Source organism: Desulfoplanes sp. PS50 (genome assembly GCF_053851535.1).
The window spans coordinates 51,591-78,241 of sequence record NZ_JBSPZA010000004.1; the positions used below are offsets into that span (position 1 = coordinate 51,591).

At 56.5% G+C, this 26,651-nt stretch carries 20 protein-coding genes; 5 read left to right on the forward strand and 15 right to left on the reverse strand.

The genetic code is table 11. The features are described 5' to 3' along the window. Nucleotides 1-125 precede the first annotated feature (125 nt). The gene (locus tag ACTVJH_RS02885; RefSeq protein WP_455987281.1) at nt 126-1,127 is read left to right on the forward strand and encodes an efflux RND transporter periplasmic adaptor subunit; all 1,002 of its coding nucleotides are present in this window, start codon (nt 126-128) and stop codon (nt 1,125-1,127) included. Then, on the forward strand, nt 1,124-4,429 hold the full coding sequence (locus ACTVJH_RS02890; RefSeq protein WP_455987283.1) for an efflux RND transporter permease subunit: 3,306 nt from the start codon (nt 1,124-1,126) through the stop codon (nt 4,427-4,429). Before ACTVJH_RS02885 ends, ACTVJH_RS02890 begins: the two co-directional genes overlap by 4 nt. A gap of 192 nt (nt 4,430-4,621) precedes the next feature. Here ACTVJH_RS02890 and ACTVJH_RS02895 read toward each other — a convergent pair whose 3' ends face one another. Then, nucleotides 4,622-4,906, reverse strand: coding sequence for a type II toxin-antitoxin system RelE family toxin (locus ACTVJH_RS02895; protein WP_455987285.1), 285 nt, complete (start codon nt 4,904-4,906; stop codon nt 4,622-4,624). Continuing rightward, entirely contained in the window at nt 4,903-5,172 is a 270-nt protein-coding gene (locus tag ACTVJH_RS02900; protein WP_455987287.1) for a type II toxin-antitoxin system Phd/YefM family antitoxin, read from the reverse strand. Before ACTVJH_RS02900 ends, ACTVJH_RS02895 begins: the two co-directional genes overlap by 4 nt. A gap of 259 nt (nt 5,173-5,431) precedes the next feature. Here ACTVJH_RS02900 and ACTVJH_RS02905 point away from each other — a divergent pair, with 259 nt between their 5' ends. Next, nucleotides 5,432-6,748 carry a M48 family metalloprotease gene (locus ACTVJH_RS02905; protein WP_455987289.1) on the forward strand — a complete coding sequence of 439 codons (1,317 nt, stop codon included), beginning with the start codon at nt 5,432-5,434 and terminating at the stop codon, nt 6,746-6,748. Between the two features lie 78 nt (nt 6,749-6,826). On the opposite strand, the gene ACTVJH_RS02910 is transcribed toward ACTVJH_RS02905, so the two are convergent. Further along, nucleotides 6,827-8,119, reverse strand: a complete 1,293-nt coding sequence (locus ACTVJH_RS02910; protein ID WP_455987291.1) for a CBS domain-containing protein — start codon at nt 8,117-8,119, stop codon at nt 6,827-6,829. A 307-nt stretch (nt 8,120-8,426) separates the two neighbouring features. On the opposite strand from ACTVJH_RS02910, the gene vapB reads away from it, so the two are divergent. After that, nucleotides 8,427-8,657 (forward strand): type II toxin-antitoxin system antitoxin VapB, encoded by a 231-nt coding sequence (vapB, locus tag ACTVJH_RS02915; RefSeq protein WP_455987293.1) that lies wholly within the window; start codon nt 8,427-8,429, stop codon nt 8,655-8,657. Next, nucleotides 8,657-9,058 carry a type II toxin-antitoxin system tRNA(fMet)-specific endonuclease VapC gene (vapC, locus tag ACTVJH_RS02920; RefSeq protein ID WP_455987295.1) on the forward strand — a complete coding sequence of 134 codons (402 nt, stop codon included), beginning with the start codon at nt 8,657-8,659 and terminating at the stop codon, nt 9,056-9,058. The genes vapB and vapC overlap by 1 nt, the downstream gene beginning before the upstream one ends. A 48-nt stretch (nt 9,059-9,106) precedes the next feature. On the opposite strand, the gene ACTVJH_RS02925 is transcribed toward vapC, so the two are convergent. The 12 genes from ACTVJH_RS02925 to ACTVJH_RS02980 form a co-directional block, all read right to left on the reverse strand. After that, the gene (locus ACTVJH_RS02925) at nt 9,107-10,387 is read right to left on the reverse strand and encodes an ATP-binding protein (protein WP_455987297.1); all 1,281 of its coding nucleotides are present in this window, start codon (nt 10,385-10,387) and stop codon (nt 9,107-9,109) included. Between the two features lie 73 nt (nt 10,388-10,460). Further along, nucleotides 10,461-11,828, reverse strand: a complete 1,368-nt coding sequence (locus tag ACTVJH_RS02930) for a Fic family protein (RefSeq protein WP_455987299.1) — start codon at nt 11,826-11,828, stop codon at nt 10,461-10,463. A gap of 186 nt (nt 11,829-12,014) precedes the next feature. Continuing rightward, on the reverse strand, nt 12,015-13,190 hold the full coding sequence (locus ACTVJH_RS02935) for a DUF3322 domain-containing protein (protein WP_455987301.1): 1,176 nt from the start codon (nt 13,188-13,190) through the stop codon (nt 12,015-12,017). After that, nucleotides 13,187-16,555, reverse strand: coding sequence for an ATP-binding protein (locus tag ACTVJH_RS02940; RefSeq protein WP_455987303.1), 3,369 nt, complete (start codon nt 16,553-16,555; stop codon nt 13,187-13,189). Before ACTVJH_RS02940 ends, ACTVJH_RS02935 begins: the two co-directional genes overlap by 4 nt. Next, the gene (locus ACTVJH_RS02945; RefSeq protein ID WP_455987305.1) at nt 16,548-17,180 is read right to left on the reverse strand and encodes a DUF4194 domain-containing protein; all 633 of its coding nucleotides are present in this window, start codon (nt 17,178-17,180) and stop codon (nt 16,548-16,550) included. Before ACTVJH_RS02945 ends, ACTVJH_RS02940 begins: the two co-directional genes overlap by 8 nt. Then, nucleotides 17,177-18,625 carry a DUF3375 domain-containing protein gene (locus tag ACTVJH_RS02950; RefSeq protein ID WP_455987307.1) on the reverse strand — a complete coding sequence of 483 codons (1,449 nt, stop codon included), beginning with the start codon at nt 18,623-18,625 and terminating at the stop codon, nt 17,177-17,179. Before ACTVJH_RS02950 ends, ACTVJH_RS02945 begins: the two co-directional genes overlap by 4 nt. Before the next feature lie 350 nt (nt 18,626-18,975). After that, nucleotides 18,976-19,317 (reverse strand): P-II family nitrogen regulator, encoded by a 342-nt coding sequence (locus ACTVJH_RS02955; protein WP_455987420.1) that lies wholly within the window; start codon nt 19,315-19,317, stop codon nt 18,976-18,978. A gap of 225 nt (nt 19,318-19,542) precedes the next feature. Then, complete coding sequence (locus ACTVJH_RS02960) at nt 19,543-20,877, reverse strand: ammonium transporter (protein ID WP_455987309.1); 1,335 nt, start codon at nt 20,875-20,877, stop codon at nt 19,543-19,545. A 429-nt stretch (nt 20,878-21,306) separates the two neighbouring features. Then, nucleotides 21,307-21,531, reverse strand: coding sequence for a hypothetical protein (locus tag ACTVJH_RS02965; RefSeq protein WP_455987311.1), 225 nt, complete (start codon nt 21,529-21,531; stop codon nt 21,307-21,309). Nucleotides 21,532-21,663: 132 nt separating this feature from the next. Next, nucleotides 21,664-21,987, reverse strand: coding sequence for a hypothetical protein (locus tag ACTVJH_RS02970; protein ID WP_455987313.1), 324 nt, complete (start codon nt 21,985-21,987; stop codon nt 21,664-21,666). Between the two features lie 276 nt (nt 21,988-22,263). Beyond that, a complete protein-coding gene (locus ACTVJH_RS02975) occupies nt 22,264-22,746 on the reverse strand; it encodes an adenosine-specific kinase (protein ID WP_455987315.1) in 483 nt (160 codons plus the stop codon). A gap of 30 nt (nt 22,747-22,776) precedes the next feature. Continuing rightward, the gene (locus tag ACTVJH_RS02980; RefSeq protein ID WP_455987317.1) at nt 22,777-26,628 is read right to left on the reverse strand and encodes a class I adenylate cyclase; all 3,852 of its coding nucleotides are present in this window, start codon (nt 26,626-26,628) and stop codon (nt 22,777-22,779) included. Between the last annotated feature and the right edge of the window lie 23 nt (nt 26,629-26,651).

The window sequence follows — 26,651 nt, forward strand, 5'->3', positions numbered from 1 at the left end:
CAGGGTTCTACGCCCCATCGTCACGCCTCTTGAATCCGAATGCGCGACAGGGTACTGACTCGAGAGAACATCTTTCCCAGCCACCCTTTTCCCGTCACTCCAATCATTTCCCCTTTTGGAGAGTTATGAAACGTCTCTTCTTTCATCTCGGGCTCCTTGTTTTCGCCGTACAGATCGCGGCCTGCCCGGCCCAGGCCCAGGGCGAGCCATCCCCTGAAACCATTCAGGTCCGGCCGGCTGTACGCACGGTCTCACTGAGCGGATACACCCGGGCCAAGCGGGTCATGACCGTGACCAGCGAGGTAGATGCCCGGTGCATCGAGGTAGGCGTGGACGTGGGCGACACCATACCCGCTTCATCTGTGCTCGCCCGTCTGGATACGACCTTTGTGGACCTGGATCTGCGGCAGACCACGGTCAGAATCGATCAGGCCAGAAGCCGGATCGCGTATCTCATGACCGAAACCAATCGCTCCCGGGAATTGGTCAAACGGGAAACCCAGGCCCGGACCCATCTCGATCGACTGGAACAGGATCTGGATCAGGCCGGACTCCTGCTCGAGGAACTCCGGGCCGAAAAAAGCCGCCTTGAGGAACGCAAAGCCCGTCATATTTTGAGCGGTCCTTCGGGCTGGACCGTGATCACCCGGGACATGGAGCCCGGGGAATGGATCGCAGCGGGCACGCCCGTGGCCACCCTGGGTGATTTCCGAACACTGCGCATCCCTTTGGCCCTGGCCCCCGAGGAGTTCGATGCCCTGCAACGGGCCGGGTCGCTCACGGTCCGCCTGGCCGATCAAAAAACACCCTGTACGGCGAGTGTCTTCCGCATCGCCCCTGATTTCGATCCCGCCACCCGGAAGACCAATGTGGAACTGCTGATCACGCTCCCAAAAGGACAACACCGGGGAGGGCTGCGCTGCGAACTCGACCTGGAAATTCCGGAACCCCCGGGGACAGTTGAGGTTCCTGCAAGTGCCGTGTTCGAACGGTACGAGACCCATTGGGTGACCATGGAGAACGGCACCGAGGTCAGGGTGGTGCTGCTCGGAGCCGGAAAGGAAGGGTTCGTGAAGATCGCCTCGAAGGATCTCGCCGCGGGTGCATCCATCCGGATGCGGCCATGAAGGGACTGATCCGTTTCGCCCTCTCCGCCCCGGTCTTCATCAACCTGATCTTTATCATGCTCATGGTCTGGGGAGCGGTATCCCTGCTGGTCATGCCGGTGGAGCGGTATCCCAACGTCAACTTCGGCAAGGTGGTCATCTCCACCTTCTATTCCGGAGCCACCCCGACCGAGGTGGAAACCCTGATCACCCAGAAGATCGAGGACGGCCTGGAGGACCTGGCCAACGTGGAGTACATCCGGTCCACCTCGTTTCGGGAACGCTCCTCGATCATGGTCAAATTCCTGGACGACACGGACTACGACCGGGGCTACGACGATCTCCGCTTCAGGGTCCTCTCGATCATGGGCGAGCTGCCCGAGAACATCGACCCGCCGACCTTCGATCTCATCGACGTGAACGACTGGTTGCCCGTGGTCTCGGTCAATCTGGTCGGCAACCGGACCAACCGGGCCCTGACCCTGATGGCCGAAGAACTGCGCGTTCCCCTGCGCCAGATTCCCGGGGTCGATGAGGTCAAGCTCCAGGGCGAGTACACCAGGGAGTTCCACGTCCTGCTTGATCCCGAACGCATGAACCGGCTCGGGGTCTCCTTCCGGGAAGTCACCCGGGCCTTGAACGTTTCCAATGTCTCCTATCCGGCCGGGGACATGGCCACGAAGGTCGGTGAATTCGCCCTCGAGGTGGATCACAAATTCCGGACCCGGGATCAGGTCATGCGGACCATTGTGCGCACAGACGGGGACGGTTCCTTTGTCCGGGTGGCGGATGTGGCCTCCCGGGCGGAACTCGCATTCCGGGACCCCTTTGTGATCACCACGGTCAACGGAAGGGACTGCGTCACCCTGCAAGTCCTGAAGACCAGGGACGGCAACGCCCTGGACATCATCGAGGAGGTCGACCGGGTCCTGGACGAGTTTGCCGGACGGCTGGACCGGGAAGAGGTCCGGACGATTCTGACCCAGGACTCCACCGTCACGGTCAACGATTCCATCCGCACCCTGGGCTCCAATCTTTTGCTGGGAATCTTCCTGGTCTTCGTGCTCATCTGGCTGTTCATGGGACTTCGCAACTCCTGCCTGACCACTGTGGGCGTGCCCTTCGCCTTTCTCCTGACCATGGTCATCATGCGGGCCACGGGCAATTCCTTAAACGAGGTCAGCCTGTTCTCCTTTGTCCTGGTCTCGGGAATCATCGTGGATGACGCCATCATGGTCGTGGAGAACATCTTCCGCCACCTCCAGGAGGGACAGCCGCTCCACAAGGCCGTTGTGGACGGGACCACCGAGGTTTTCCTGCCCATTGTCGCCGCCACATTGACCACCATCGCCGCGTTCATGCCCATGCTCATCATGAGCGGTTCCATCGGGGAGTTCTTCGCCATCATCCCCAAGGCGGTTTCCTTTGCCCTGTTCGCCTCGGTCATTGAAAGCCTGTTCATTCTGCCCACCCACTACCTGGACTGGGGGCCGCGGGCCGGGACCGTATCCACCCTGGAACGGGAATTCTGGTTCATGAAAGGACTCAGGCGGGTGACTGGATACTGTCTCAGCCAGACCCTGCGATTCAGATTCCTGTCCATCCTTGCGATCACCGTGCTCTTCGCCGGGGCCGTGGTCATTGCCGCGCTCTCCTTTTCCGGCAAGGTGCCGCTCATCAGGGTGACCTTCTTTCCCGACGACTACTCCCTGTACTACGTGGAGATGGAGGGGCCGGCAGGTACCTCCATCGAGGCCATGAACTCGAAACTCGAACAGGTGGCCTCGTTTCTCATGGAGGATGGTCCGGCCATGGCCAAGTCCGCGGCCGGATTCGCAGGATTCTATTTCAGCGAGGATTATGAACCCATTTTCGGGTCCAACCTCGGCCATGTGGCCGTGACCCTTCCCTCGACCCGGGATCGACAATTCGCGGATGCGCCCCAAAACGACCCCGTGGCCCATCTCGAGAGGATCAGAATCCGGCTGGAACCGTTCACGCATGACGGAACCTCCATCCGCATCAGGCCGGAAAAGGACGGCCCGCCTGCGGGCAAGGACGTCAATATCCGGGTCATCGGCTACAATGATGCATCCGTTTCCAGACTGGCAGGGACCCTGCTCGACCATCTGCGCTCTAGCCCGGCCACTGCCGACGATCTCCTGGACCTGGCCACCAACGAGGCCCGACCCCACCGGGTGATCAGATTCGTCATCGATCCTGGCCGCGCGGCAGAATATGGTCTGAACGTGGATACCGCGGCCGGTCTGGCCGCATCCGTGCTCGACGGCGGCTTTTTCGGAACCTTCAGAACCCGGGACGAAGACGTGGACATCCGGGTGAAAATCGATCCCGCCAGGATGACGGAGCCCGTGGAAGGTCTGGACATTCCGCTTCTGGAAAATCCGACCGGACCGATCCGTCTCCGCGATCTGGCCAGGGTGGAAACCTCCATGGAAAAGGGATCGCTGGAGCGATTCCGCACCCAGCGGGCCGTGACCATCACCGCGAACATCAGGGCCGGATCGAACCTCTCCACCCCGGCCGTCGTGCGCATGGTCAAAAACCATTTCCTCAAGATCCAAAAGGACTACCCCGGGGCCACCCTGGATTTCGCCGGCGAGTACGAGAATACCCGCCGTTCCTACACATCCCTGACCTACGCCTTTGCCATCGCCCTGCTGCTCATCTATACCATTCTGGCGACCCAGTTCCGCTCGTACATTCAGCCGTTCATCATCATGTCCGCCGTGGTTTTCGCGCTCATCGGAATCATCTACGGCATCTTCCTCTCCCGGACCCTGTTCACCATCAACAGCTTCATCGCCATTGTCGGAGTCACCGGCGTGGTGGTGAACGACTCCCTGGTGCTCATCGAGTTCATCAACAAACGCTATCGGGAGGGCATGGACCGGAGAAAGGCCATCCTCGAAGGGGTCAGAATCCGGCTGCGCCCCATCCTTCTGACCACCCTGACCACCACCCTGGGTCTGCTGCCCATGGCCCTGGGCATCCCGGAATACTCCCTGGTCTGGAGAGCCATGGCCTCGACCTTTGTCACCGGCCTGTGCACCTCGACCTTTCTGACCCTGGTCATGGTCCCGGTCCAATGGGATCTGCTCATGCAGTTCACCGAATGGCGGGCACAAAAAAAAGGCGGTCCGCAAGGAAAAAACTCCCTGACGACCGCCAAGACATCACACCGTATCTGTCCTCTGTTTATTCAACCACAACACCCGCAAGGAGATTTCTCCCTGCGGCCATTACCGTTTATATCCCTGGGCTTGCCTTCAAAACAGATTTGTTCGTATCCAATCGCCTGAAGTATCATCCGGTTTGACTGTCTGACCGAGCCAGGCATCGTTCATCAGGCCGTTGCCTGAGATCTTGCCGGAATGTCATGCTTTTGTTGAGCAACGGGTTGATGGTACGAGGCCGGTGAAGGAGTTTCAAACCGGCCAAAACGGGGCAAACCCGTCATAAAAACACATCAGGCCTGGGCTTGCCATACGCCTCTATTCCCTTTTCGCTGCAATTTTGTAAACTTCCTTGTTCCTGCGAAAACCTATTGCCAGGACGAACACGATCACCTCCGTATCCCTGACCTGATAGACCACTCGGCAGTCACCCGCCCGCAGTTTGCGAAAGTCGGCCAGATTTCCTGACAAGGGAACCCCGAACTCGCGGGGAGAACGAGTCAGTTTGCTCTCGACGGCCAGAAGAATCCTTCGGGCCATCGAGACACCAACGCGCTGAAGATCCTCTTCCACCCCATGATGGTAGATTACCGACCAGGTCATCCGGCAAATTTCTCCATCATGGTCTCATGCGACAGGGCCTTTTCGCGATCAAAGGTCTCAAGCCTGCTCAAGGCTGCTGCCGAGAGACGCAAATCTTCAAGCTCTTCCTGCAAGGTCTCGTACGCCTCCATGGAAAGAAGCACGGCCTTGGGGGTGTTGTTTTTCAGGATGATCATCGTGTCCACTTCGCCCTTGTCAAAGGCATCAAGGGTGGCCGATGTTTTTTTGGATAAGGCGGTCGCCGAGAGATAGGTTGTCGCGTGCATGATTTTTCTCCTTTTATCTGATAATAATCGGAAAATAATCATATCATTTGCCGTCGTCAAGAAGATCTCTTATTTTTTTGTCTCTTGCCGGGAACCTGTTTTCCAGGCGCAAGGGTGTAATTCCATGCCCTTGCATCGTACCCCTTTTGCCACGCCTGGAACGGGGAGGGAACACAGTCTTTTTTTTACATGCGGACTGTACTAAACTAAAAATTCGTGCCTCCATCCACATAGCTCAGATCTGCAAGGAGACCAGACCATGATCCATTCCCCCCTTCTCACCCGCAGGGCCTTTCTCAAGGCCTCGGCCCTGTCCGCCCTGGGAGTGACCCTGGGATGTGCCGCCAATCCGGTCACCGGGGAGTCACAGCTCATGCTCGTTTCCCGGGATCAGGAGATCAGCATGGACAAGGAACAGTCCCCGTATCAGTTTTCCGCGGACTACGGGGCTGTCCAGGATCAAACCCTGAACCGGTATGTAAACGAGGTGGGCAGAGGACTGGCCCAAAAGAGTCATCGCCAGGACATGCCCTATTCCTTCCGTCCCCTGAACGCGGTCTACGTGAACGCCTATGCCTTTCCCGGGGGAAGTATCGGACTGACCCGGGCGATCATGCTCGAGCTGGACAACGAGGCCGAACTGGCCGCCCTGCTCGGACACGAGCTCGGCCACGTCAACGCCCGGCACACGGCCGCACGCATGAGCAAAGGACAGCTGACATCACTGGTCGTGGGACTGGGGGCGGCTGCGGTCGGGGCCTTGCACGAGGATATGGGGGATATTGCCGCAGGACTGGGAAGTCTCGGCACGGGGGCGCTTTTAGCGCACTACAGCAGGGAGGACGAGCGTCAGGCCGATGATCTGGGCATGCTCTACATGATGCGTGCGGGTTACGATACCGACGGCATGGTCGGGCTCATGGACATGCTCAACGAGCAGCACCGACAAAAACCAGGCGCCCTGGAACTCATGTTCGCCACCCACCCCATGTCCAGTGAACGGCTGGCAACCGCGAGAAAGGCGGCAGCGGGCAAGTACGCCACTTCCCGGGATTACCGGCTCAACCGGGAACGCTACCTGGACAATACCGCCTCCCTTAGGCGGATCGGACCGGCCATCAACGAGATGCAGAAGGGATCGAGTCTCATGGGTGATTCCAAATACGATCAGGCGGCGCAGCACTTTGAAACCGCCCTCTCCCAGGCCCCGAACGATTATACAGGACTCCTGCTCCTGGCCAAATGCCGATTGGTACAGAAGAGCTATGCGGACGCGGCCCGCAGGGCGACCAGGGCTGTGGAGGTCTATCCAGAGGAACCCCAGGCCCGCCAGGTGGCCGGCATGGCCCAGCTCGGAACCCGGGAATTCAACAAGGCCCTGGAGAATTTTACGGCCTACGAGAACAAACTTCCCGCCAACCCCTACACCACCTTCTACAAGGGAGTGGCCCTGGAAAACCTGGGCAACCGGGAAGACGCCGCCAGCCAGTACTACCGGTTCCTGCAGTCGGTGAATCAGGGCGAGCAGGCACAATACGCCTATACGCGGCTCAGGGAATGGGGATATGTGAACTAGCCGGAGGCACAAAAATTGTCGTGAAACCGGGAATCCAGCCCCTGAGGAAATCTGGTCAAAACTTTTGAAAAATCCGTGTCACCCCAGATCATACATCTGCAGCAGCAGATCCGTCCGGGTGACCTTGCCGACAAGCCGGCCGTGCTTGACCACTGGAAGCATGGAAACCCCGGTATCCGAGAGAATCCGCATGGCCTCCTGGATGCCCTGATCCGGGCCGATGGTCGGCAGATTCCGGCGCATGATCGCCTTGACCGGGGATGCAAACTGCGAGGCCCGCTTGACCTTGCTCATCTCCACAGGGCCGATGATTCCAAGGCATCTGTCGTCGTCCACAACCAGTGAGGCGTGCAGACGTTCCTGCTCGAGTATCGGAGCGACCTGTTCCAGCTTCATATCCGGTGAAACACTTCTCCCCGGAGAAGACATGATCCGCTCCACGGTCACCTGGGGCCGGTCCATTTCCCGGACCAGATCGCAAACGCCGCGGTACAATTCACCCGTATCCACGCCCTTGACCATGGCCGATCCGGCTGCCGGATGCCCGCCTCCCCCAAGGGTCCGGATAACCTGGCCCACGTCCAGATCCCTGTGCCCTGCCCGGGCGATGACGATGCACGATTGGTCGTCAAGCCGAAAGACACCGAAGACCCCGTCCACCCCCTTGATCTCCTTGTACTTGGTGACCACCGGGGCGAGCATGGCCGAACCGCACTCCTTCTCCACCAGGCACACGGCCACATCGAATCCGGAAACGGAGAAGGCCTCGTCTTTGGCCAGCATCTGGGTCAGGATGTCCGTCTGGTCCTGGTCAAAGGAGGAGGAGAGATAGGCCGAGGCCACGTTCAGATCCGCCCCGTTTTCCAGAAGAAATCCGGTCATGGCCGCGTCCCTGGGGGTTACCGAGGGATAGGAGAGACTGCCCGTGTCGTCGTAGATCCCCAAAAGGAAGAGGGTGGCGTGCATGGGGGAAAAAGCGCAGTCCCGTACTTTCATCTCCTCGACCATCTGGGTCACGTTGGCCCCGAGTTCGTGGCGACGCATGAACCCGGTCTCGATGTTCTCCCCCTGCATGTGATGATCCCAGACATGGACCTCCACATCTTCGCGGCCCTTGAGCTCGTTCATCCGCTCCAGACGGTTCCAGTTGTTCGCGTCCACGACCACGAGCCGGTCGACCCCTTCGAGATCGAACCCTTTGCGCGGGGCGATGTGAAAAAGATCCTGGTGCAGGGACAAAAACGCCTTCACATTGGGTCGGATCTGACTGGGCAGGATACCCAGCGTCCCGGGATAGAGAAAAGTGGCCGCCACCAGGGAGGCCAGGGCGTCGAAGTCGGAATTGGTGTGGGTGGTCGCGATGCTGTGCATGGGGCTGTCTCCTTGTCAGACAAACTGGGTGGGACCAGAGCATAGTCTCATGCGGCCAAGCCGCAGTTTTAGGTGTTAGGTTTTAAGTTTTAAGTTCAAGCGGTTATAAACTTTTTTTGTTTTTTATGGCAGACTTTCACGAGTAAGGTACAAAAAAAGGGGGGTGGGGCAAATAGGAAAAAGCAGACACACAGGTCTTCCGAGGATAGGCGACAGGAATATCAGAGCTGTAAACACAGTCAATCGGCATTGACACTGAATGCTAGAAATATATACTTAAAGTATCTACAACCAGCAGGGGGCTGACATGGAAACAGCGAAATTGTTTAAAAATGGTAATTCTCAGGCCGTACGGCTACCCAAGGCATTCAGACTTCCCGGCGATGAAGTGAAGATTGTCCGAGAGGGTAACCGCATCATCCTTGAACCTATCGAGCCGACGTGGGATATTCTTTTTGAATCATTGAACGAATTCCCCGAGGATTTCCTGGAAGACGGCCGGAACCAGCCTCCCATGCAGGAAAGAGAGGTGTTGTGATGGCGTATCTTCTGGACACCAACATCTGCATTTACTTGATCAAAAAAAGGCCGATGGAGGTTCTTGAACGATTTCGTGAGCATCCCGTCCATGAAGTGGCCATTTCTGTGATCACCCGTTTCGAGCTTCAATATGGTGTGGAAAAAAGCCAATCCCCCCAACGCACCCAAAAGGCGTTAGACAAGTTTCTCCGTCCCATGAGTGTCCTCAACCTGGACTGTCACGCCGCTGCCCATGCGGCAGCCATCCGTGCCCAGCTCGAGCAAAAAGGAACTCCCATCGGCCCCTATGATCTTCTCATTGCCGGTCAGGCACTCTCTTTGGGCAGAGTTCTTGTAACCAATAATATGCGTGAATTTGAAAGGATACCGAATTTGCGCGTTGAAAACTGGATTGCCTAGCCCGAAGTTACACACAAAATTCAAAAAAAATCCTCCTCGCATTCCCCCTCACCCCCCGGCCCGGCGGAGTGTTTCCAGAAAACGCGAGCGCAACGTATGGCTCATGAGCGCCTTTTTCACCGGCGAAAGGCGCAGGAACGCCCCTACCAGCCCGCGCATGAATCCCTGGGTCCGGCTGTTGGGATTGTCAAAGAGCAGATTCTGCAACGTCCCCCGCTCCAGACTCTGGAGGATGACCCGCTCCATGGAATCCTCGGGGTGGAAGACCTTTTGGGCCCGCTTGTCCAGACGCATGGCCTGCGTGGGACATTTCAATGCGCACACCCCGCAGCCCAGACAATAATCCTCGTTGATAACGGGCTTTTTGTGCGGCCGCTCCCCCTCGTCCCCAGGGATCTCGACCATGGCGATGGCATCAATGGGACAGGCCCGGGCGCATTTGCCGCATCCGTTGCACAGACTCGCATCGCACCTGGCCATGAAGCTGGAGGAGACCAGGATCCCGGAATACCCCATTTCCCTGATTCCCTTGAGCAGATTGCAGCAGCACGAACAGCAGTGGCAGATGAATCCCGCGTCCTGCTTCACATTGTCCGTGGAGAGCACAAAACCCAGCTCCCGTGACCGGGCCGTGATATCGAGCATCTCCTGTCTGGAGATGGGCCGGGCGAACCCGTTTCTGATCAGAAACTCGGCCCCCGACCCCATGGAGGTGCAGGTCTCCAGGGGCACGTCGCATTTCCGTTCCCCCAGATGCTCCTTTTCATGACGGCAGGAACAGATGCCCACGGCAAAATGGTCCTGAGCGTCAATGAGCGCATGGGCCTTTTCATAGTCCAGGATCTCCACATGATCGCCCAGGGTCTCTTCATGGGGCAAGGCGCGCATGATGGAAACGATCTGATCGTCTCCGAAATTGGCCTCCAAAAAGTCGTGGCTCCCGAACATGTAGGCCTGAAAGAGCTCGGCCCATTTCTTCGGGGTCAGCTCCCCCCGGGTGCGCATCATGGTGAACTCGAAAAACCCGATCACAATTGGGCTTATCATGTACACATACTCATCCCCTTCCCAGATGTCGCAAACCAGCCCCTTGTGACACAGGGATTCCAGGCGCTTCTGCAAAGGGGCCGAGTCCATCTTCAAAATCTTCTGCAGCCGGGCAAGTGAGGAAGGCCTATATGGCATGCGCACGATGAAATCCGCCTCTTCCTGCGTGTACAATCCCTGCAAAAGATCCCGCAGCGCCGGATTCCACGGCGTGCGCACCGTGGTGTTGTCGATTTTCTCGCCCAATTGGCGATAGATATCCCTGGCTATGAGGTGGCCCATGGGGAGTCTCCTGGTTGGTCGTGACAGGATATTGAGAGGCTTTTGCGATCATCTGGGATCATGTCCCAAAAACTCATTGCTTGTGTCGCAACAACTTCAACAACGTCTGTCCTTTGGCAGTAACCCGATATCTCTGTTTTTTGCTGCGCGGCTTGTCCGGGATTGTCATCTCAATCACCCCCTGGGCAATACCGGCTTGTTGATAATGTTCCCGGAAATGCTTTTCATCCTTGAGGCCAAGAGCCTTCATAATTTCCTGCCTGGTCATCTCGTCATGAAAGACGAACAGCATCTTCTCAACTTCGGGGGTGACTTCGGGGGTGACTTCGGGGGTGACTTCGGGGGTGACTTCGGGGGCAGCCTTTTCCGGTTTCGCAAAAGGCAATATGATTCTCACGTAGCTTTCCCGGATTTCAAATACTTCTCTACCGTACGCGTTCAGGATACGGGGAACTCCGGAACCAAGATGCTCGACGATTTCCAAATCACGAAAAATGCGCATGATCTCTTTATTGCGAGGAACCGAACATCCTCCAAAAAAATCGGTTTCCGTTACCCCGTAAGGTAACCCGCCCATGGATGTGACCTCGGCACGGTCGGCAAAGAATTCGAGCTTCGGACTGGCTCCGTACGAATAATCGTTATGGACGACGGCATTGATCAGCGCTTCACGCATGGCAACAGGATTGAACAATTCCCGCTCCTGTCGAAGGGGAAACGTGATTTTAGTGAAAATGGTATTCTCCACATCAACGCGATCCAGCATCGACTTCAAGGCCTTTACAATGGAACAGCGTCCATAATCACGGTTCTCGATCAGTTCCACCCGGTCGATTCCTGCGTACTTGGCAATCTGGAAGGAAACACCATTTTCATCAGCCAGCAGATAGGCCGCATAATTGGCTTGATCGTCGGGCGTCAACAACTCAAGGTTCTTCATGAAGGCATCGTTAAGATGCAGACCGCGTTCCTGATAATAGATTTTCAGTTGCTCGAAGGTCAGCCCCCGCCGAGGAGATTCCATACGACCGATGGTGTTGCGCACCCGCTTTCCATAAAAACCTTCGATCATCTCTCTGGTCATCGGCTCGGCAGCACTGCCTACACGCAAAAAGCAACCTCTTTCCGTCATGCCGTATTTTTTGAGATAGTAGGGTTTTTCAAGACCGCCGGCCACAGTGATCCGAATGATATCCCTGTCGTCATGGCGTTGATGCAGAATTTCGAACAGTCCCATAATGGAAGGCTGAATATTGTGCTTCAGACGATCCTTGAGAGCCAGCTGAATCCGGTCGACATCCTGCACCCCGATGACCTTCCCCATATCATCGATTCCAATATAAAGAACACCGCCCTCACGGGCATTCAGAAAAGCCACGACTTCCTTTTCCAGATCGCCGGTGAGTTCACGTTTGTACTCTGTGCGTTGGTTTTCTGTCATCAGCTCACAACCTTCATGAACATTTCAAGGATTCACTGTTTTTCGCTGTTTCGAAATACCCAAAGACCAGCATTATCAGGCCAAAGCCACAACCCTTGTTTTCTTTCGCCTCCCTGGGCTCGAGAAAACGGGCAATTCTTGAATTGCCCCTACATACTTTTCGGACTTATTGATTTTTCGACACCTTCAACCGAGAATTGCTGCCTTCAAAAAACCAAACCCGATCCGTTCCTGCTCCAGGCGGACCCGATCGCCCCAACGGTTTTGACGCAAGTCGCTATAAAGTCTGCCTTCATCGGGCGTCAGCCGCTCGAGTTCCGCTGTCTCAGGACGGGGTTCAACCCCCCAGACCTCTTTGTGAGTCAGCAGGGTTTCCTGGTCCATGAGCAAGGATTGTGCTTGGGGGAAATGCTTCCGCAGCTGGTTCAGGATGGCAAAGCCGTGGGTGTCGATATCGCCCCAGTAGTGGATCTCCCGCGTGCCCAGCCAGCAGGCTTGGGCAAGGTTGTCGAACCCATAGCCGGCCCCGAAGATGACCATGGACCGGGGGCATGGGGGGAAGGCCAGAAAATTGATCTCGTTTTCGGTGATAAATACCCGTGTTACCGCACTATCCAGCCGGGCAAAGGCTTCCCGGGTGAGGGTGATGTCCTGGTCCGTTTCCGTGGGTATGACGAAGAGTAGGGGATCGAGAATCCGGAACCGGACTCGCAACGGCTTGTCCTGAAAACCATAGCGTCTGCAGAAACAGCCGGCGCCTCTTCCAGCCCCCTGGTCGACGACGTGGGGCGACAGGGTGAGATCAAACAAATCAGCGAGCACGCCCCGATGATTTTCAATAAACTTGGTGTGCACCCCGGGCAGATCGACCTGACGAAGATACACCCCGGGCCGGGGATGGTTTTGCAACCAGGTGACCACATGGAGCAGCCGCTCCCAGTCCCCTGCCAGCTCCAGGACCTTCAAAAAATGGTTTTCGACCCACGGGAGCACCTCGGGTCGACTTTCTTCGGTCAATGCCACAAGGTCCCGCAACGAGGCAGCTTCCCGCTGCTTGCCGATCAGGTCGAGACCGTCATCCAAAGAATCGATCCACAGATTAGCCGGAATCTCATTGGTCCCCAAGGTCCGATGGTTGATGCTTTTCCATTCGATGCGGTATTTCCCGGCTCCATGTGTCAGCTGTGCGATCCAGTCCCGGACCTCACCGAACCGTTCGCTCAGATCCCGGGAACAGGGACCCTTGAGCCTCAAACGCAACGGAAACTGATCACCCACCCCAAACAAGGCTTTGGGCAGCACACCGCGTTCCCAGAGCCTCTGGACCTGGGCACGGATATCCAAAGGCGTGGTCCAGCTCACTCAGTCATCCTCTGCTTTTCCGCCCGGTATTCCTCGATGGACAGGTTGCGGAGCTCGGAATTGCACCCCTCCTTATTATGGACGAACCCGACCGAGGAGACAAAGGGCTCGATGATGTGGATTTTCTGCAACGGGGTGACGATAAGCAATTGCAAATTGAGCTGGGCAAAGAGCTCCAGGCCGTATCTGGCCGATTCGTCGGACCCGCGTCCAAAGGCCTCGTCAATGACAACGAAGCGGAAGGTCCGCGAACGTACCGCGCCCCATTCCAGGCCGAACTGGTAGGCCAGGCTGGCGGCCAGCACAGTGTAGGCGAGCTTTTCCTTCTGTCCGCCGGACTTGCCCCCGGAATCGGCATAATGTTCATATTCCACGTCGTCCTCGCGCCACCGCTCACTGGCCGCAAACACGAACCAGTTACGCACGTCAGTAACCCTGGTGGTCCAGCGCCGGTCCTGGTCGGCATGGTCGGGTCGTCCCTTGAACCGATCGATGATCGCCCGGACCTGCAGGAATTTAGACTCGGAATACTGGTCATCGTCCGAGCCGGTCAGGGCCCCCACAGTACAGGCACGCAGATCCTGCTGAAACTCGCGGATATCGGCATCCGAGCTCGTCTGAGCCTCGAGAGCGATATACCGCCCCGGATTGTAGTCGATGCGCGTCAGGGAATCGTTGATCTTGCCCACACGCTCCACGATGGTCTCCCGTTCATGGGCCAAGTGCGTCTGGAACTGGGCCACTTCACGGATGGTATTCTCGTTGAGCAATTCCTTAAACCGCTGCTCGAACCTCGGCAGATCATCGGCCCGGAGTTGATCGAGCATGGCCCGGTACTCGAAGCAGGCACCCATGGCCGCGTCCACTTCCCTGGTCTCGAGAGGCCATTTCTGGCGGTACTCACTCATGGACTTGACGATCTTTTCCCCCAGCCGCTTGAGCTTCCCGTCCTCGCCGTCGATTTTTTTCTGCAGCCAGTCCCGCATGTCTCGCTCGCGATTGTCGCAGGATTCCACTGTGAACTTGCGGTCACTCAATGCCTCCTCGCGTAGGCTTTCGAGCACGGCGAACCGTTCGGAATAATCGGAATCCGATGGCGGGAGCAGCGCCCGGGTGTCCTGGTGCAATTTTTCGACATATTCGATCTTCTGCCCGGTTCTGGACCGCTTGTCCTTAGCCGCGTCCAATTGTTTCCCGGTCTCCTTGTGATCCACCAGCAGGGTCTCGAGCTGCCTGGTCAATGTCTTCAGGATATCGGACGTGATTTCCAATGTTTTTTTCTCAGCTTCCAGTTCAGAGATGGCCACGGCCACGGGTTCCCAGTCCAGTTCACGAAAGTCCGGGTATTCGTCGAGCTTGGACAGATTGGACAGACGACTGCGAAACTCCTTCTGCTCTGTCTGCAGAGCGGCGATACGCCCCCTGAGTTCATCAAGCCGTTTCTCCTCCACCCCGGCCCTGGCTTCTAGGGCAGCAATCTTGGCGGCATTGCTCCAGCCCAGCACATACCGGCTCCGGTCATCAATGCGGTGACGATCGTCCTTTTCATGGCGCCCGCCCTGCATCTTGATCTGACCGGCCATGGTGACGGCCTTTCCCTCCCTTCTGAATGACTCCTGGGTGGTGCAGCAGACAAGATCAAACCGGTGAGCGATCTCTCCTTCCATCCAGCCGAAAAACGGGGAATCCGCCTTGATGACCACCTTGCGGGTCAGGGCATCGGGATGCACGGAACCCTGCTGAGTCGGCCGGTCTTCCCGCACCCTGAAATAGACCAGACGGCCCTTGAGATGGGTCTGATCCACCCAGCCGGCAACCCGGGCATAATGACGATCCGGAACCAGCAGGGAGAGGCCGAAATTGTGCAGCAGCCGTTCAATGGCCCCTTCCCAATCCTTTTCCTCCTCCCGAACCTGCAGGAGTTCTCCGGCAAACGGCATGTCGTCTTCGGACAGGTCCAGAGCCCGGCAGAGTTCCCTGCGCATGGCGATCTGTCTTTCGCTGATGTTGCTGCGACGGGCCTTGAGTCCCTTGATCTCACGTGCAAGCAGATCGTATTCTTCGCGGCCCTGACGAAAAATGACATTGGATTCGGTGAGATCGTTCTGCACGCGGTCTTCGGCATCGGCAAGGGAGTCCGCGAGCTTCCTGAAGCCCTCTCCCTGTCGTACAAAATCCTCCCGGGTGGCAGCCGGCACCTCGCCCAGGGACCTGACAAGCTTTTCATACCGCCCGGCTTTTGCCTTGCGGCGATCGCGCTGTTTCTTTTTCTCCTTGATCTCCTTGTCGATACTCGCGATCCGGTCGCCCCCGTTTTCCGCAATGGCCTTGCGCAGTTCCCGGTCCCGATCTTCCTGGGCTGCGTATTCCTCTTCGAGCCGGGTAACCGCGGCGTGATGACGACCTATTTCCTCCTGCAAACCGGCCAGCCGCTTATCGAGCAGTTCCAGCTTGATGGTCGCAAACCAGGGACGCAATGCATCACGGCTGGCCCGCAACGCCTCGGTCCCGGCCGTGAGTTCCTTGTGCCGCTCGCAATCCCCCACCAGGGGCTCGAGCATCTCCACCTGCTGTCTGGCGGTGCGAACCGCTTCATGAGCCCGGTTGAGATTTTCGAAATGGTTGATCAGGTTGTCGATATGCCTATCCACATCAAAAGGCTTAAGCATGTGGGAGCGCACGAAGTCGGTCAGATTGCCCACGGATTTGAGGGACACGGTCTGCAAAAACAGGTCGAGGGCCTGCTCGTTGTCGATCCCGAAACGACGCCTGAACCAGGCCCCGTACCCAGGATAGGACGGGAAGCATTCGATCTTCTCCCTGCGCAGCCGCTTGCGAAGACCGCTCATGTCGGTGCCGAATCCGGAAAAATGCTCGGCAATGGTCAGACCCCGTTCGCAGGCGGCAAAAATCCGGTCTACCTGACCCGCCGTGTCCTTCATCCAAAACACCTGGGCTAGGGTCACGGTCTTGTCATACCCGGCGTTGTAAAATACCCCGAGAATCACGGAATAAGTGTCCGTGCCCCGCAGAGCTACGGGTTTGGTGCTCCCCAGAGACTCCTGCCGTTCTGATTTGTAATAACCCTGGACGTACGAGCGTAGGGTACGTTCTTTGGTACCGGCCCCGGCCGCCTTGTTGTATGCGATACGCTGACTCGGCACCAACAATGTGGTCACGGCGTCGACCAGGGTGGATTTGCCCGAACCGATATCCCCGGTGAGTAGTCCGTTTTTCCCGTTCATACGCAGGGTCCAGACCCTTTTGTCAAAGGTTCCCCAATTGAAGATCTCCAACCGGTGCAACCGGAATCCGGCCAGCTGGTCATCGCCGATGAAATCCATGAGAAGCTGTTGGTCAGTCACCGTCACCCTCCCGGGTCGCATAATTCCGGTACTCAGCCAGACGCTCATCAAATTCCTTCAACCACTGGGCATCCACAAAGGCTTTGATAATCCGTCTCACCTCGAACATGTCCTTCTGCCCCCGCAGAAGACGCACAAATCCGAGATCCACTATCTTGTTCAGATGGGCATCCACCCGGTCGATAAGCTTGACCTCATTGGTCCCGGGCGGGAGAAAAATCCTGATCATCTCCACCACCTCGTCCCGGGAGAGGATCATCCGCGTCTCCGCACCACAGGCATCGGATTCGGCAAGTTTTTTGCGGAGCAAGGCCAGAAGAAGACTGACCGGATAGGAGAGCTGCCGTCTGGTCACCAATCGTGGAAGGTTTCCGGCTTCGCTCGTGTCGCCGGATTCCGGCCTGGAGCGTAAAAACGCATACCCTTCGGATTCGTCGAGTGTGAGTTCCAGACCGATCACGGCCACATAGTCCTTCACCGCCGCCTGCGAGGTCAGCAGGGAATGCCATAAGGCCGGGCTTTCCTCCATATAGATGACCCCCTTGAGCAGGGGGACGATAATGGAACCGAGTTCCTGATCGGGTTCGATCCACGGCATGTCATGGGTATCTTGATAGTCCGTCATCCATTCCTCACCAGGATAATATGCGGCAGGGTCGCCTGCCTGATCACGCCGTCCTCTGTTTCCCAACGCACCTGTTCGTCACGTTCCTCATCCACCACCGTATGCCCCCACTCTCCGGCCAGCTGCACATAGGTGACGAGCTCGGCCAGACCGTGCCGCAGGGGATGGCGAGCAACCACCTCTCCGAGGCTGATCTGACCACGGTCCTGCAGCTCCTGCCGGATGTTTCTGGCCAACTCGGCCTTGTCCACGACCACCTGGGAATAGAGAATCGCCGTATCGATTGCAGCGTCCCCTTCATCCAAGGCGACCTGGGTAATGAGCGGCTTGCTTACCGGACGGTGGAGCGGTCGTTCCATGGGCAGCTCGATGGATGCAGCCGGCAGGACCAGGTCCATAAAATCATTATCGGGCAACTCCTCCCGCAGGGCCAATGCATGGGTCTCGATGCCGTGCAGAATATCCATGATCCGCCGGTTTTCGAGCCAGGCCTTGTCATCGAGAAACCTGCGCAATTGTTCAGAGAGCAGGGCCACGGTTCGCTGAGTGTGCTCACCTGCCTCCAGCCAGTCATAGTGAACCCGTCTGAGCCGCGGATCGGGATGCATCTCAGCCACCGGCGGCAAAGCCAGAACATGGGTGAGAAGCATGGTCAATTCCTCCTGACGTGACTGGGACATGAGAAAATCCCAGAAAGCCCGGAAACTCTTACCCTGATCCGAGTCGGCAATGGCGTCGCGTTCCCCCATGATCTCCTCGAGCAGGGTTCCCTTGGTCCCGTCCCACAGGGCGATACGCTCGCGCACCCGTCGATCCAGGGAGCGGAAATTGTGTTCCACCTCCCGGAAATCGGCCAATAACTCACGGGCCAGTTGCAAAAACTGCTGGAAACGATCCTTGAGCGCTGTCTCGTCCAGAAGCGGAATATCTCCATCAAGGATGCACCTGATTTCCGCATCGATTTCGTCTCTGCGCTTCTGAAGCTCGGCAATCCGGATCTTCGGATCGCTCTGACTCCCCTCGCTCATCTGCCTGAGCAGTTCAAAAAGAGTGAGCAAACGCGATTCCGTCCCTACAAAGGCCCGTTCGGTCAGACCTTCCAGCCAGGAAAGGGCCTTTTCCGTAGCCGGGGTCAGATCGAAATGGGGCTCATCCGTGCCGGGGGGATAAAATTTTCGCAGCCACCCCTTGTCGTTCTCCGCCCAGTCATCGAGGTAGCCCTGGGCATTCCCGGGAAAGGCATCCTCACCCTGACGCTCGCGCAGGACAAAGAGCTCGTCTTCCAACGCCTCAACCAGATCCGCCTGGGCCAGGGTCCGGACATTGTGAACAATGAACACCCGGTGCAGAAAACCGGCAATGAGCGGCGCATGATGGGCGCGCAAGAGCCGCCAGGCAGGGTGATTCTGGCGGAGAAAATCGAGGGTTGTGTAGTCGAGGGGCATGGAATTGTTCCTTACCCGATCCCGCCCATACAGTCACCACCCTGACGACCCCAAAAAAACCTTCACCCCTCCACCATCCCGACATCATCGGTAGGGGCACGGCGCATCGTGCCCCTTTAAGGCGCGCCTGCCCTCCTTAGGCGCGCCGTGCCTTCCTCAAACGTACCACGCCCGTCCGTGCTGGTCCGTGTCAGTCCGTGCCTGTCCCTGTATCTACGTGGCTCCCCCAAAACCAACCAAGGCCCCTGCACGATGCAGGGGCCTTGCTGTGCCGGAAGGCGGTGTCCCTCCGGCAGCGAAGGTAAGGAGGTTGGATGGTTGGTGTGAGATTATGGATATGGTCCGAGGAATCAACCCATGGCCACCGGGCCTTCTTCTTCGGTGCGGATGCGGATGGCCTGTTCGAGGTCCTGGACAAAGACGACCCCATCACCCTCGGCACCCGTCTGAGCGCCCTTCTTGATGGCGGCCAGGGCCGGTTCCAGGAAGTCGTCGTTCAGTCCGATCTCCAGGCGAATCTTCTTGAGCAGGTTCACCTCCATGACCACGCCGCGGTAGGTCTCGGTGAATCCCTTTTGACGTCCGCTGCCCAGGCTGTTGGTCACGGACATGTTGTAGATTTTTTTCTCATACAGGGCCTGCTTGACGGCGTTGAGCCGTTCAGGCCGGATATAGGCAATGACGAGTTTCATGATCTGTATCTCCTTGATCTTGGCGGGGTGTTTCCCGGGCTGATTTTCCTCGGCTGCCCGGTGAAATGCCTGTGGTTTGCTGTCGTCTCCGGAAGGTTCCGGTGATTTGGGCACGGCGCGCCGTCCCCTACGGTTGTTCCGGCATTTGTCAGGTTTTTGGAAACATTCACGGATTGTTCTTGGGTGATGCGGTATCTGTTGGCTCGCGAATGGAATTCTGACTATTTACTCGGTGGTGAAGATCTGAAAGCCGTTGTAGGATTCCATGCCGTGTTCGGTGATATCCAGTCCCTTGAGTTCTTCGGTTTCACTGACCCTGATACCAACAACTGCCTTGATGACCTTGAAGAGAACCAGACCGGTACCAAAGGCCCAGGCAAAGACCACGGCTATTCCTACGAGCTGGACCAAAAGGAGGCTGATTCCGCCGCCATAGAGGAGCCCGATCTGATCACCATAGCCGGGTGCTGCGAACAGACCGACAGCCAGGGTTCCAAAAGCACCGCACACACCGTGTACAGAGACCGCGCCGACCGGATCGTCGATGTGCAGAACCTTGTCGATGAATTCCACGGACAGGACCACCAGGAAACCCGCGATGAGACCGATGAGGATGGAGCCTGCCGGAGAAACCTCGTAACATCCGGCCGTAATGCCGACCAGCCCGGCGAGTACGCCGTTCAAAGTCATGGAGGTGTCAGGCTTGCCGAACCGGATCCAGGCCATGATCATGGCGCCGATTGCACCGGCACAGGCGGCCAGGGAGGTGTTCACGGCAATGTATCCGATGGTTCCATCGGCCGTGGTCGTGCTTCCGGGATTGAATCCGAACCAGCCGAACCAGAGGATGAACACACCCAGGGCGGCCAGGGGAATGTTGTGTCCCGGGATGGCCCGAGCCTTGCCGTCGGGCGAATACTTGCCGATACGGGGACCCAGGACGATGGCGCCGGCCAGGGCGATCCAGCCGCCCACGGAATGAACAACGGTGGACCCGGCAAAGTCGGTGAAACCCATGCCTTCGAGCCAGCCGGCCCCAGCATCACCCAGCCACAGGCTGCCCCAGCACCAGTGACCGGAAATGGGATAGATGACCGCGGAAAGCACCAGGCTGACGATGAGATAGGAACTGAACCTGGTCCGTTCGGCAACACCACCGGAGACGATGGTCGCTGCAGTGGCACAGAATACGGATTGGAAGAACCAGAAGGTCAGAGACCACTGCCCCTCTGCCGTATCCGGGGTGATTCCTGAAAGCGCGAAACCGCTGGTCCCGAGAAATCCGCCGGCATCCAGCCCGAACATCAGGGCGAAGCCCACAAAGAAAAAAGCGACAGACCCGACACCAAAATCCATGACGTTCTTCATGAGGATATTTCCGGCATTTTTGGCCCGGGTGAATCCGGTCTCGACCATGGCGAACCCGGCCTGCATGAACATGACCAGAAAAGCGGCCAGAAGCGTCCACAGGATATTGGCGTTGGACTGGGACAGGGACTCGGTTTCAGCAAGGGCTGCCGTGGGGAGAACCGTGCACACCAAAGCACCCGCAAGCCACATTGATGTGAGAAATATTCCGAAAGATGACCTCTTGTGCGACCACGACATAAAAAAGCCTCCCTACTTGAAAGTGGATGGAAACAGAGTGAATGATGTTTCTTCCTCAGCAATAGAGGGGCCAAAACTGTAACTTGTTAAAATAATGGACTAATCTGCAATGCGATTTGAAACGAAATTTAATTTTAAACAAATTTGTAATTTTTTTAATTCAAATTGGCCAAGGCACAAACCGTTGATAACATTTTTGTAAAATAATGACCTGATCCGGGCACGAATATTGGGGTTGGATGATGAAAATGATTTCCCACCGGTGCACAGCATCAGAACTCTCGTGTCCGGGCAAGACAATCACGTGGTGATCCTGAATGCCAAAACGTCAAAAGCCCTTGCAGGCAAGGGCTTTTGACGTAAAAAAACAGCAAACAATGGTTATCTATATGGCGAGTCGTCCGCCTTGATGACCCAGGCGCAGAGAAAAATGGCCACGGCGAAAAACCGGTCACAGGTTCTGATGATGCGTTCAAGGACAGATGCCTCGAACTTTTTGAACAGGCGCGGCGACGGCTTGGGAATAAAGGTCCGCTGGTCCCGTTCGTTATAGGTGAATACATAGGGATCGCCTGCCCCAAACGCTACAGCGCTTCCCTTGAACATAGTTCCTACCTCCTTGAGTGGTTCATTGACAGTCTTCTTAAGTCGCCTTTGCCCAAGAAGACTGGAAAAGGCAACGGAAAGTTTCAGGCTGTTGACCTGGATAATTACATATCGCCTTGAGCCCCTTGATCGCTACTCCTTGCCCAGCCAAAAAAGAATCGGCTTGCCCTTGTGACGAACTTCCAAAGAATACACCCCGGAAAGCGGCGTCCTGAGCCAGGCCATTTCCGTATCCCCCAACCAGCCCATCACCCCTGCCCTGAATTCCTCAATGGTCAACATGACATCGTCGTCCGACGGACCGGATGAATCTTCTTCAAGACGAACATCCGGATGATGGACCAACTCGATATCCAGGATGCCTCCATGAAAAAAACCTCTGATATCCAGTAACCTACTGTTCACGATACGGGATGAGAGGACAATGAATGGTTCGGTACAAGGGGGACAGGACATGGAGAACACTCCTAAAAGGTTCGCAGGACAGGAAATCTGGAACAACGCCACCCATAGATCAAAGCATCTTCCATACCATTTTTATGCGTATCTTTTTGGCCTTTAAACCGTTTCTGAAATCTTCTCTATTTCAATAGGTTGTCTTCACGATCCAGGTATTGTCCGACACTTCCTCTCAAACAACACGAGCTGTCTTACTTTTTTGGGTTTCCAAAAAGTAATCCCCCGGCAGCATGACCACCGGGGGACGACAGGTTGTGAAAGACAGAGGGCACCCTACCCTTTGTAACCGATGGTCCGCAAAAACCCCTTGCGCACGGCAATGTCCTCCTCGGTCTCGATGCCCCTGGAGGCAAATCCATCGATGACCCCCAGAACACCACGGCCCTGCCCGGTCTGGGCGATGACCACCTCGACCGGATTGGCGGTCGCACAGAAAACCCGGCAGACCTCGTTCACGTTTTTGACTGCATTGAGCACATTCAAGGGAAAAAGATCCTTCATGAAGATGATGAAGACATGGCCGGCAGAAAGGGCATAGGCGTTTTTCTTGGCCAGTTCGACAAGTTCCGGATCGGTCCCTGAATAGCGGACCAGGCAGTCCTGGGAGGCCTCGCAAAAGGCGATCCCGAATTTTGCCATGGGCACGGCATTGATCATGGCCTCGTGGAGATCTTCCACGGTCTTGATGAAATGGGATTGTCCCAGGATACAATTCATGTCTTCAGGCTTTTCAAGGGGTACGGTCAAAAGTTCCATGGGCTTCTCCTTGGCGGCAACGAGGTTCGATTATTGAGATATCAACGGCATGGTCCTGCCGGTTGAGGCTCGATATTGGTACAATTCAGCCTCCCAGTCCAGGGGACAGGGGAGGTGTCTGGCAAAAAACTCTGTCGGGTCGGACCGTATGCTCGTGGAGGGATGATCCACAGACATGGAATACAATTCTCCCCAGGATGTGGAATAGAGTATATCCGCACGCACCAGCTCGAGATCATCCCCATGACCTCCCTTCTGCAGAAAGCACAGGACCCTCCTGACCCGCTTCTCTTCCAGCAGATCCTCCTGCCGGGCACGAAACACCTCGTGGGACGGGAAAACCTCCAGCACACCGTTCATGAATCCCTGTAAAAAGGAGACAGAGACCGGGGTCAGGGTGGGAGTTCCGCTCACCTCCACCCCGGCCCTGTACAACCCGTTGACCGTCAGCCATGCAGCCAGCCTCACAGGGTGGTGATCCCTGCGCACAACCTCGAGGCGGTCCAATATCCGAGGGGTGTTGCGTCTTCGGGCCTTGGCAGCGTAGACCTTGCCACCCTCAACAGAACGCTCTGTATAGAAATACAGCTCCTGGTAATCCGTATCTTCCAGATCGATGAAAAACATCCTCCGAACCTTGCCCGGTTCCCGACCGAAATAGGACAAAATGGTCCGTCCGAGCATGGTCATTTCCTCGGGGCGGATGGAGACATCCGTACCCGCGGCCGAAACCTTGCCCTGTATCCTTTTGTATGCCCCGAGCATGAAGGTACTCATGGCCTCACCCAGTTCAAGGATTTTGGCCATACTCCACGGTCTGGCCAGGGCCGCAACCTTCTCTCTAGTAATCGTGGTCGAGGGAAACGAAAAGGAAAGGATGCTTTGCTCTTCCTGCCGGCGCGGATGGCCGTGAGAAAGATCGATTTCCTCCATTTTCACCTTGGAATGAAAACTGTCCTTGAGCAGCTTGCACCCCTCACGATCGCCCAGGCGGTCGTAGAATTGCAACAATTCCTTGTAGAGCAATCCATAGGGGTCGATCTGAAAAACCTCTTTTTTGCCTTCGAGCAGATTGATCTTGATGACCTCGGAAAGCATCCTCTCCGGCAATGCCCCGAGGGAGGCATATTTCTCGAGCAACCCCAGCTTGAGCAAGGCCTTGTAGGGATTTTTGGCCGAGCCAACGATCTGCCACAGGGATGCCCCGAAAAATTCTTCCCTGGGAATGCTGTCGATCTCACCGAGATCGCAACTGCGATCATCGTGCGCTCCACAGGACAGGGGATGAACGTTGCCGCTGCAGGACCAGCAGGGCAGCGACCACCACCTGGGAAATCTGCCCGCTACGAGCAGCGCAGTCCGATAGAACTCCTCCTTGAGAAGCAACGCCTGGGCCGAACCAGAGCCCTCCTGGGAAAGCATTCCGAAATTGTTGGATCTGATCTCATCCATGGTCATGACAAAAAAATGGAGCTCCAGGCCGTATTCTTCCCTGGCCCAACCCGAAAGCCCCTCACATTTCATCACCAATCGGGAACGCAGGGTCTTGTCCGGACCAGCCCCTTCAAGACAGACCCAGACATCCACATCGGACTTTCTGTTCTGGGCGACGGTTCCCAGACTTCCAATGGTGTACAACGCAGCGATGCGCACCATTTCCGATTGCAGGGCTGTTCGTGAACGCTCCTTGATAAACGGAAACATCGTATCCAGAAGACGCATCTGGGTATGATCGGGCTCGAAGCCATCGATCCTGCACCCAAACGCCCCCCGCATATCCATGTACTCCTCGAATCGGGATGAATGGAGCAGACAGGGAAGCAGGCGAAAGAAATCATCCTGGCCGGAGGCAAATTTCTCCTCGGCCCAGGTCAACCGGCGTCTATTGTTTGCGAGCATGCAATGTTCGGTTGTTCTGACGACCTGTTCCTGCCGCCAGGCGACAAGGACACCCCTGACCCATTCCGGATCGAGATCCTCAGGCAAGAGCATCTCCCCGGCTTCAAAGCGGGAATCCCAGAACATCCCTTCCAGCCAGTGGGCCAGAAAGACAGGCTCCAGGGAATCGAGATCCTCGAACAAACAGGAAACCATTTCGGTATCATCGACCCTGACATTACGCATGATCAGGGATTGAAACATGGTTGTCTCGAACAGACAGGAAACAATCTCCACCCCACGCCATTTCGTTCGAGTGACAAAGGTATCTGTTACAGCATTGCCAATCAGTCTGAAGGAGGAAAGCCTACACGCATTCCACCAGAGGCGCTTGCACACGCACATGCTCACTTCGCCCCGATCCAGGGAGCAATTCACATGAGCGACCTGATCCAGAAGCGATCCAACCAGGGAATGTTTCCTGAAGATACACGAGGCGAATAAAACCCGGGAGAAGTCCACAAACTCGAACAGACAGCCCTGTAGAGCCACGTCGGTCAGTGTACATTGATCGCATGTACACCGGGAAAAAAAACATCCGTCAAATCGGCACCCCACAAAACGGATTTTCGTGAAGGAGCACCCCACGAATCGGACCCTGTCGAAAACCGTTCTGGTAAAGACACATTCAGCAAAATCGACATTCTTGATCGTACAATTGGCGACCACTCTGTCTTCGAGAAGATCGCCCTTGAATCGCAGATCATCCACTGCGGCATAGGTGTGCAAAACATCCTTGAGACCAGGAGCTTTTTTGACGAAAAAACGAGCAACACGCTGGCCCAGGGAAAAAGATTGTTTTTCATTGCGGGAAGATGGCGGCAGAATGGAGGCCGGTGCGCTCCAGGTGCGGGCTCGGTCCAAAAGGGTCTGGATATCCGCTGGATTTTGGCCTTTTAACGAACACAACGAACAGATCCGTGCCGTCCCGGCAGGATCGATAGCCCACAGCCCGGCCAAGATGTCCTGATTGCGTTGCGGCGTTTCCCTCCGGATGAACTCGGGAACCTTTCCCAGGGACCAGGGATTGGGAAGAAAAAAGGCACATTGATGAAGGCGAGAGGCCAGTTCCGGTCGCTTGCGACCGAGAATGACCAAAACATCAAGAATCTTTGACCATTTCAGGGAAACCAGACAACGCAGGGTTGCGAAGATGTTTTCCTCGGTCATGTCGATCATCTTGGGCACGAGAATCTTTGTCAGAGCGGTCCCCTGATCCCTGCAAAGTTCGGCTGCGCTTCGACAGAACCGGACATGCACATGCTTGGGAAGATGCTCTACATGCTCGGCCAGGGTAAGCACAAACGAAGATTCTCCCAGGGCATGCACCGCATACACAATCTCTGTTAGAGCCTCCTTGTCCCGGGAATGCTTGATGACCTCCTCGAACCACCGGGGAAAAACACCATCGAGCAGATGGCGCAAAAGAATGAAAACCGGACGGTTGTCTTCGCGTCCCATGCACACAGAAAATCGAAAGACGGTTTCCGGATCGAATCCCGCAACCTGGCCGAGTTTACCTTCAGCCCAATTCCGGATGAAGGCCTTGCAGCCACACGGTAAGGCCAGACTTTGATGGATGGCAAAAAGCATTTCCAGGGGCGAGAGGCCATCCAGCAAGGGAACAATCTCGTGTTCCCCCCATTTGGACATGGAAAAAATATCCAGGGCCATCATCCGGCCTGGCCGACCCAAATGGAGTAATGCTTGACCACAGCCTCCCCCCAGAGAACATTGAGCCGTCTTTGAAGCTAAACGGCACAAAAGCATTCTCAGCTCGGCCACGGCGCTGGTCGCCGGATCCTCCTTGGCAAATCCGGCGCACGCCTTCCCGATCCGACTGATCGTCTCGGGGAGACGATCCCAGATCGCGGTATCCTCACTGGCAAGCAGGGCTCTTAGTTCATCAGCGAGGGAAGCGGATGTAACAGGATCGGTGTCCATTGGATCTCGATAGGAAAGGGAAA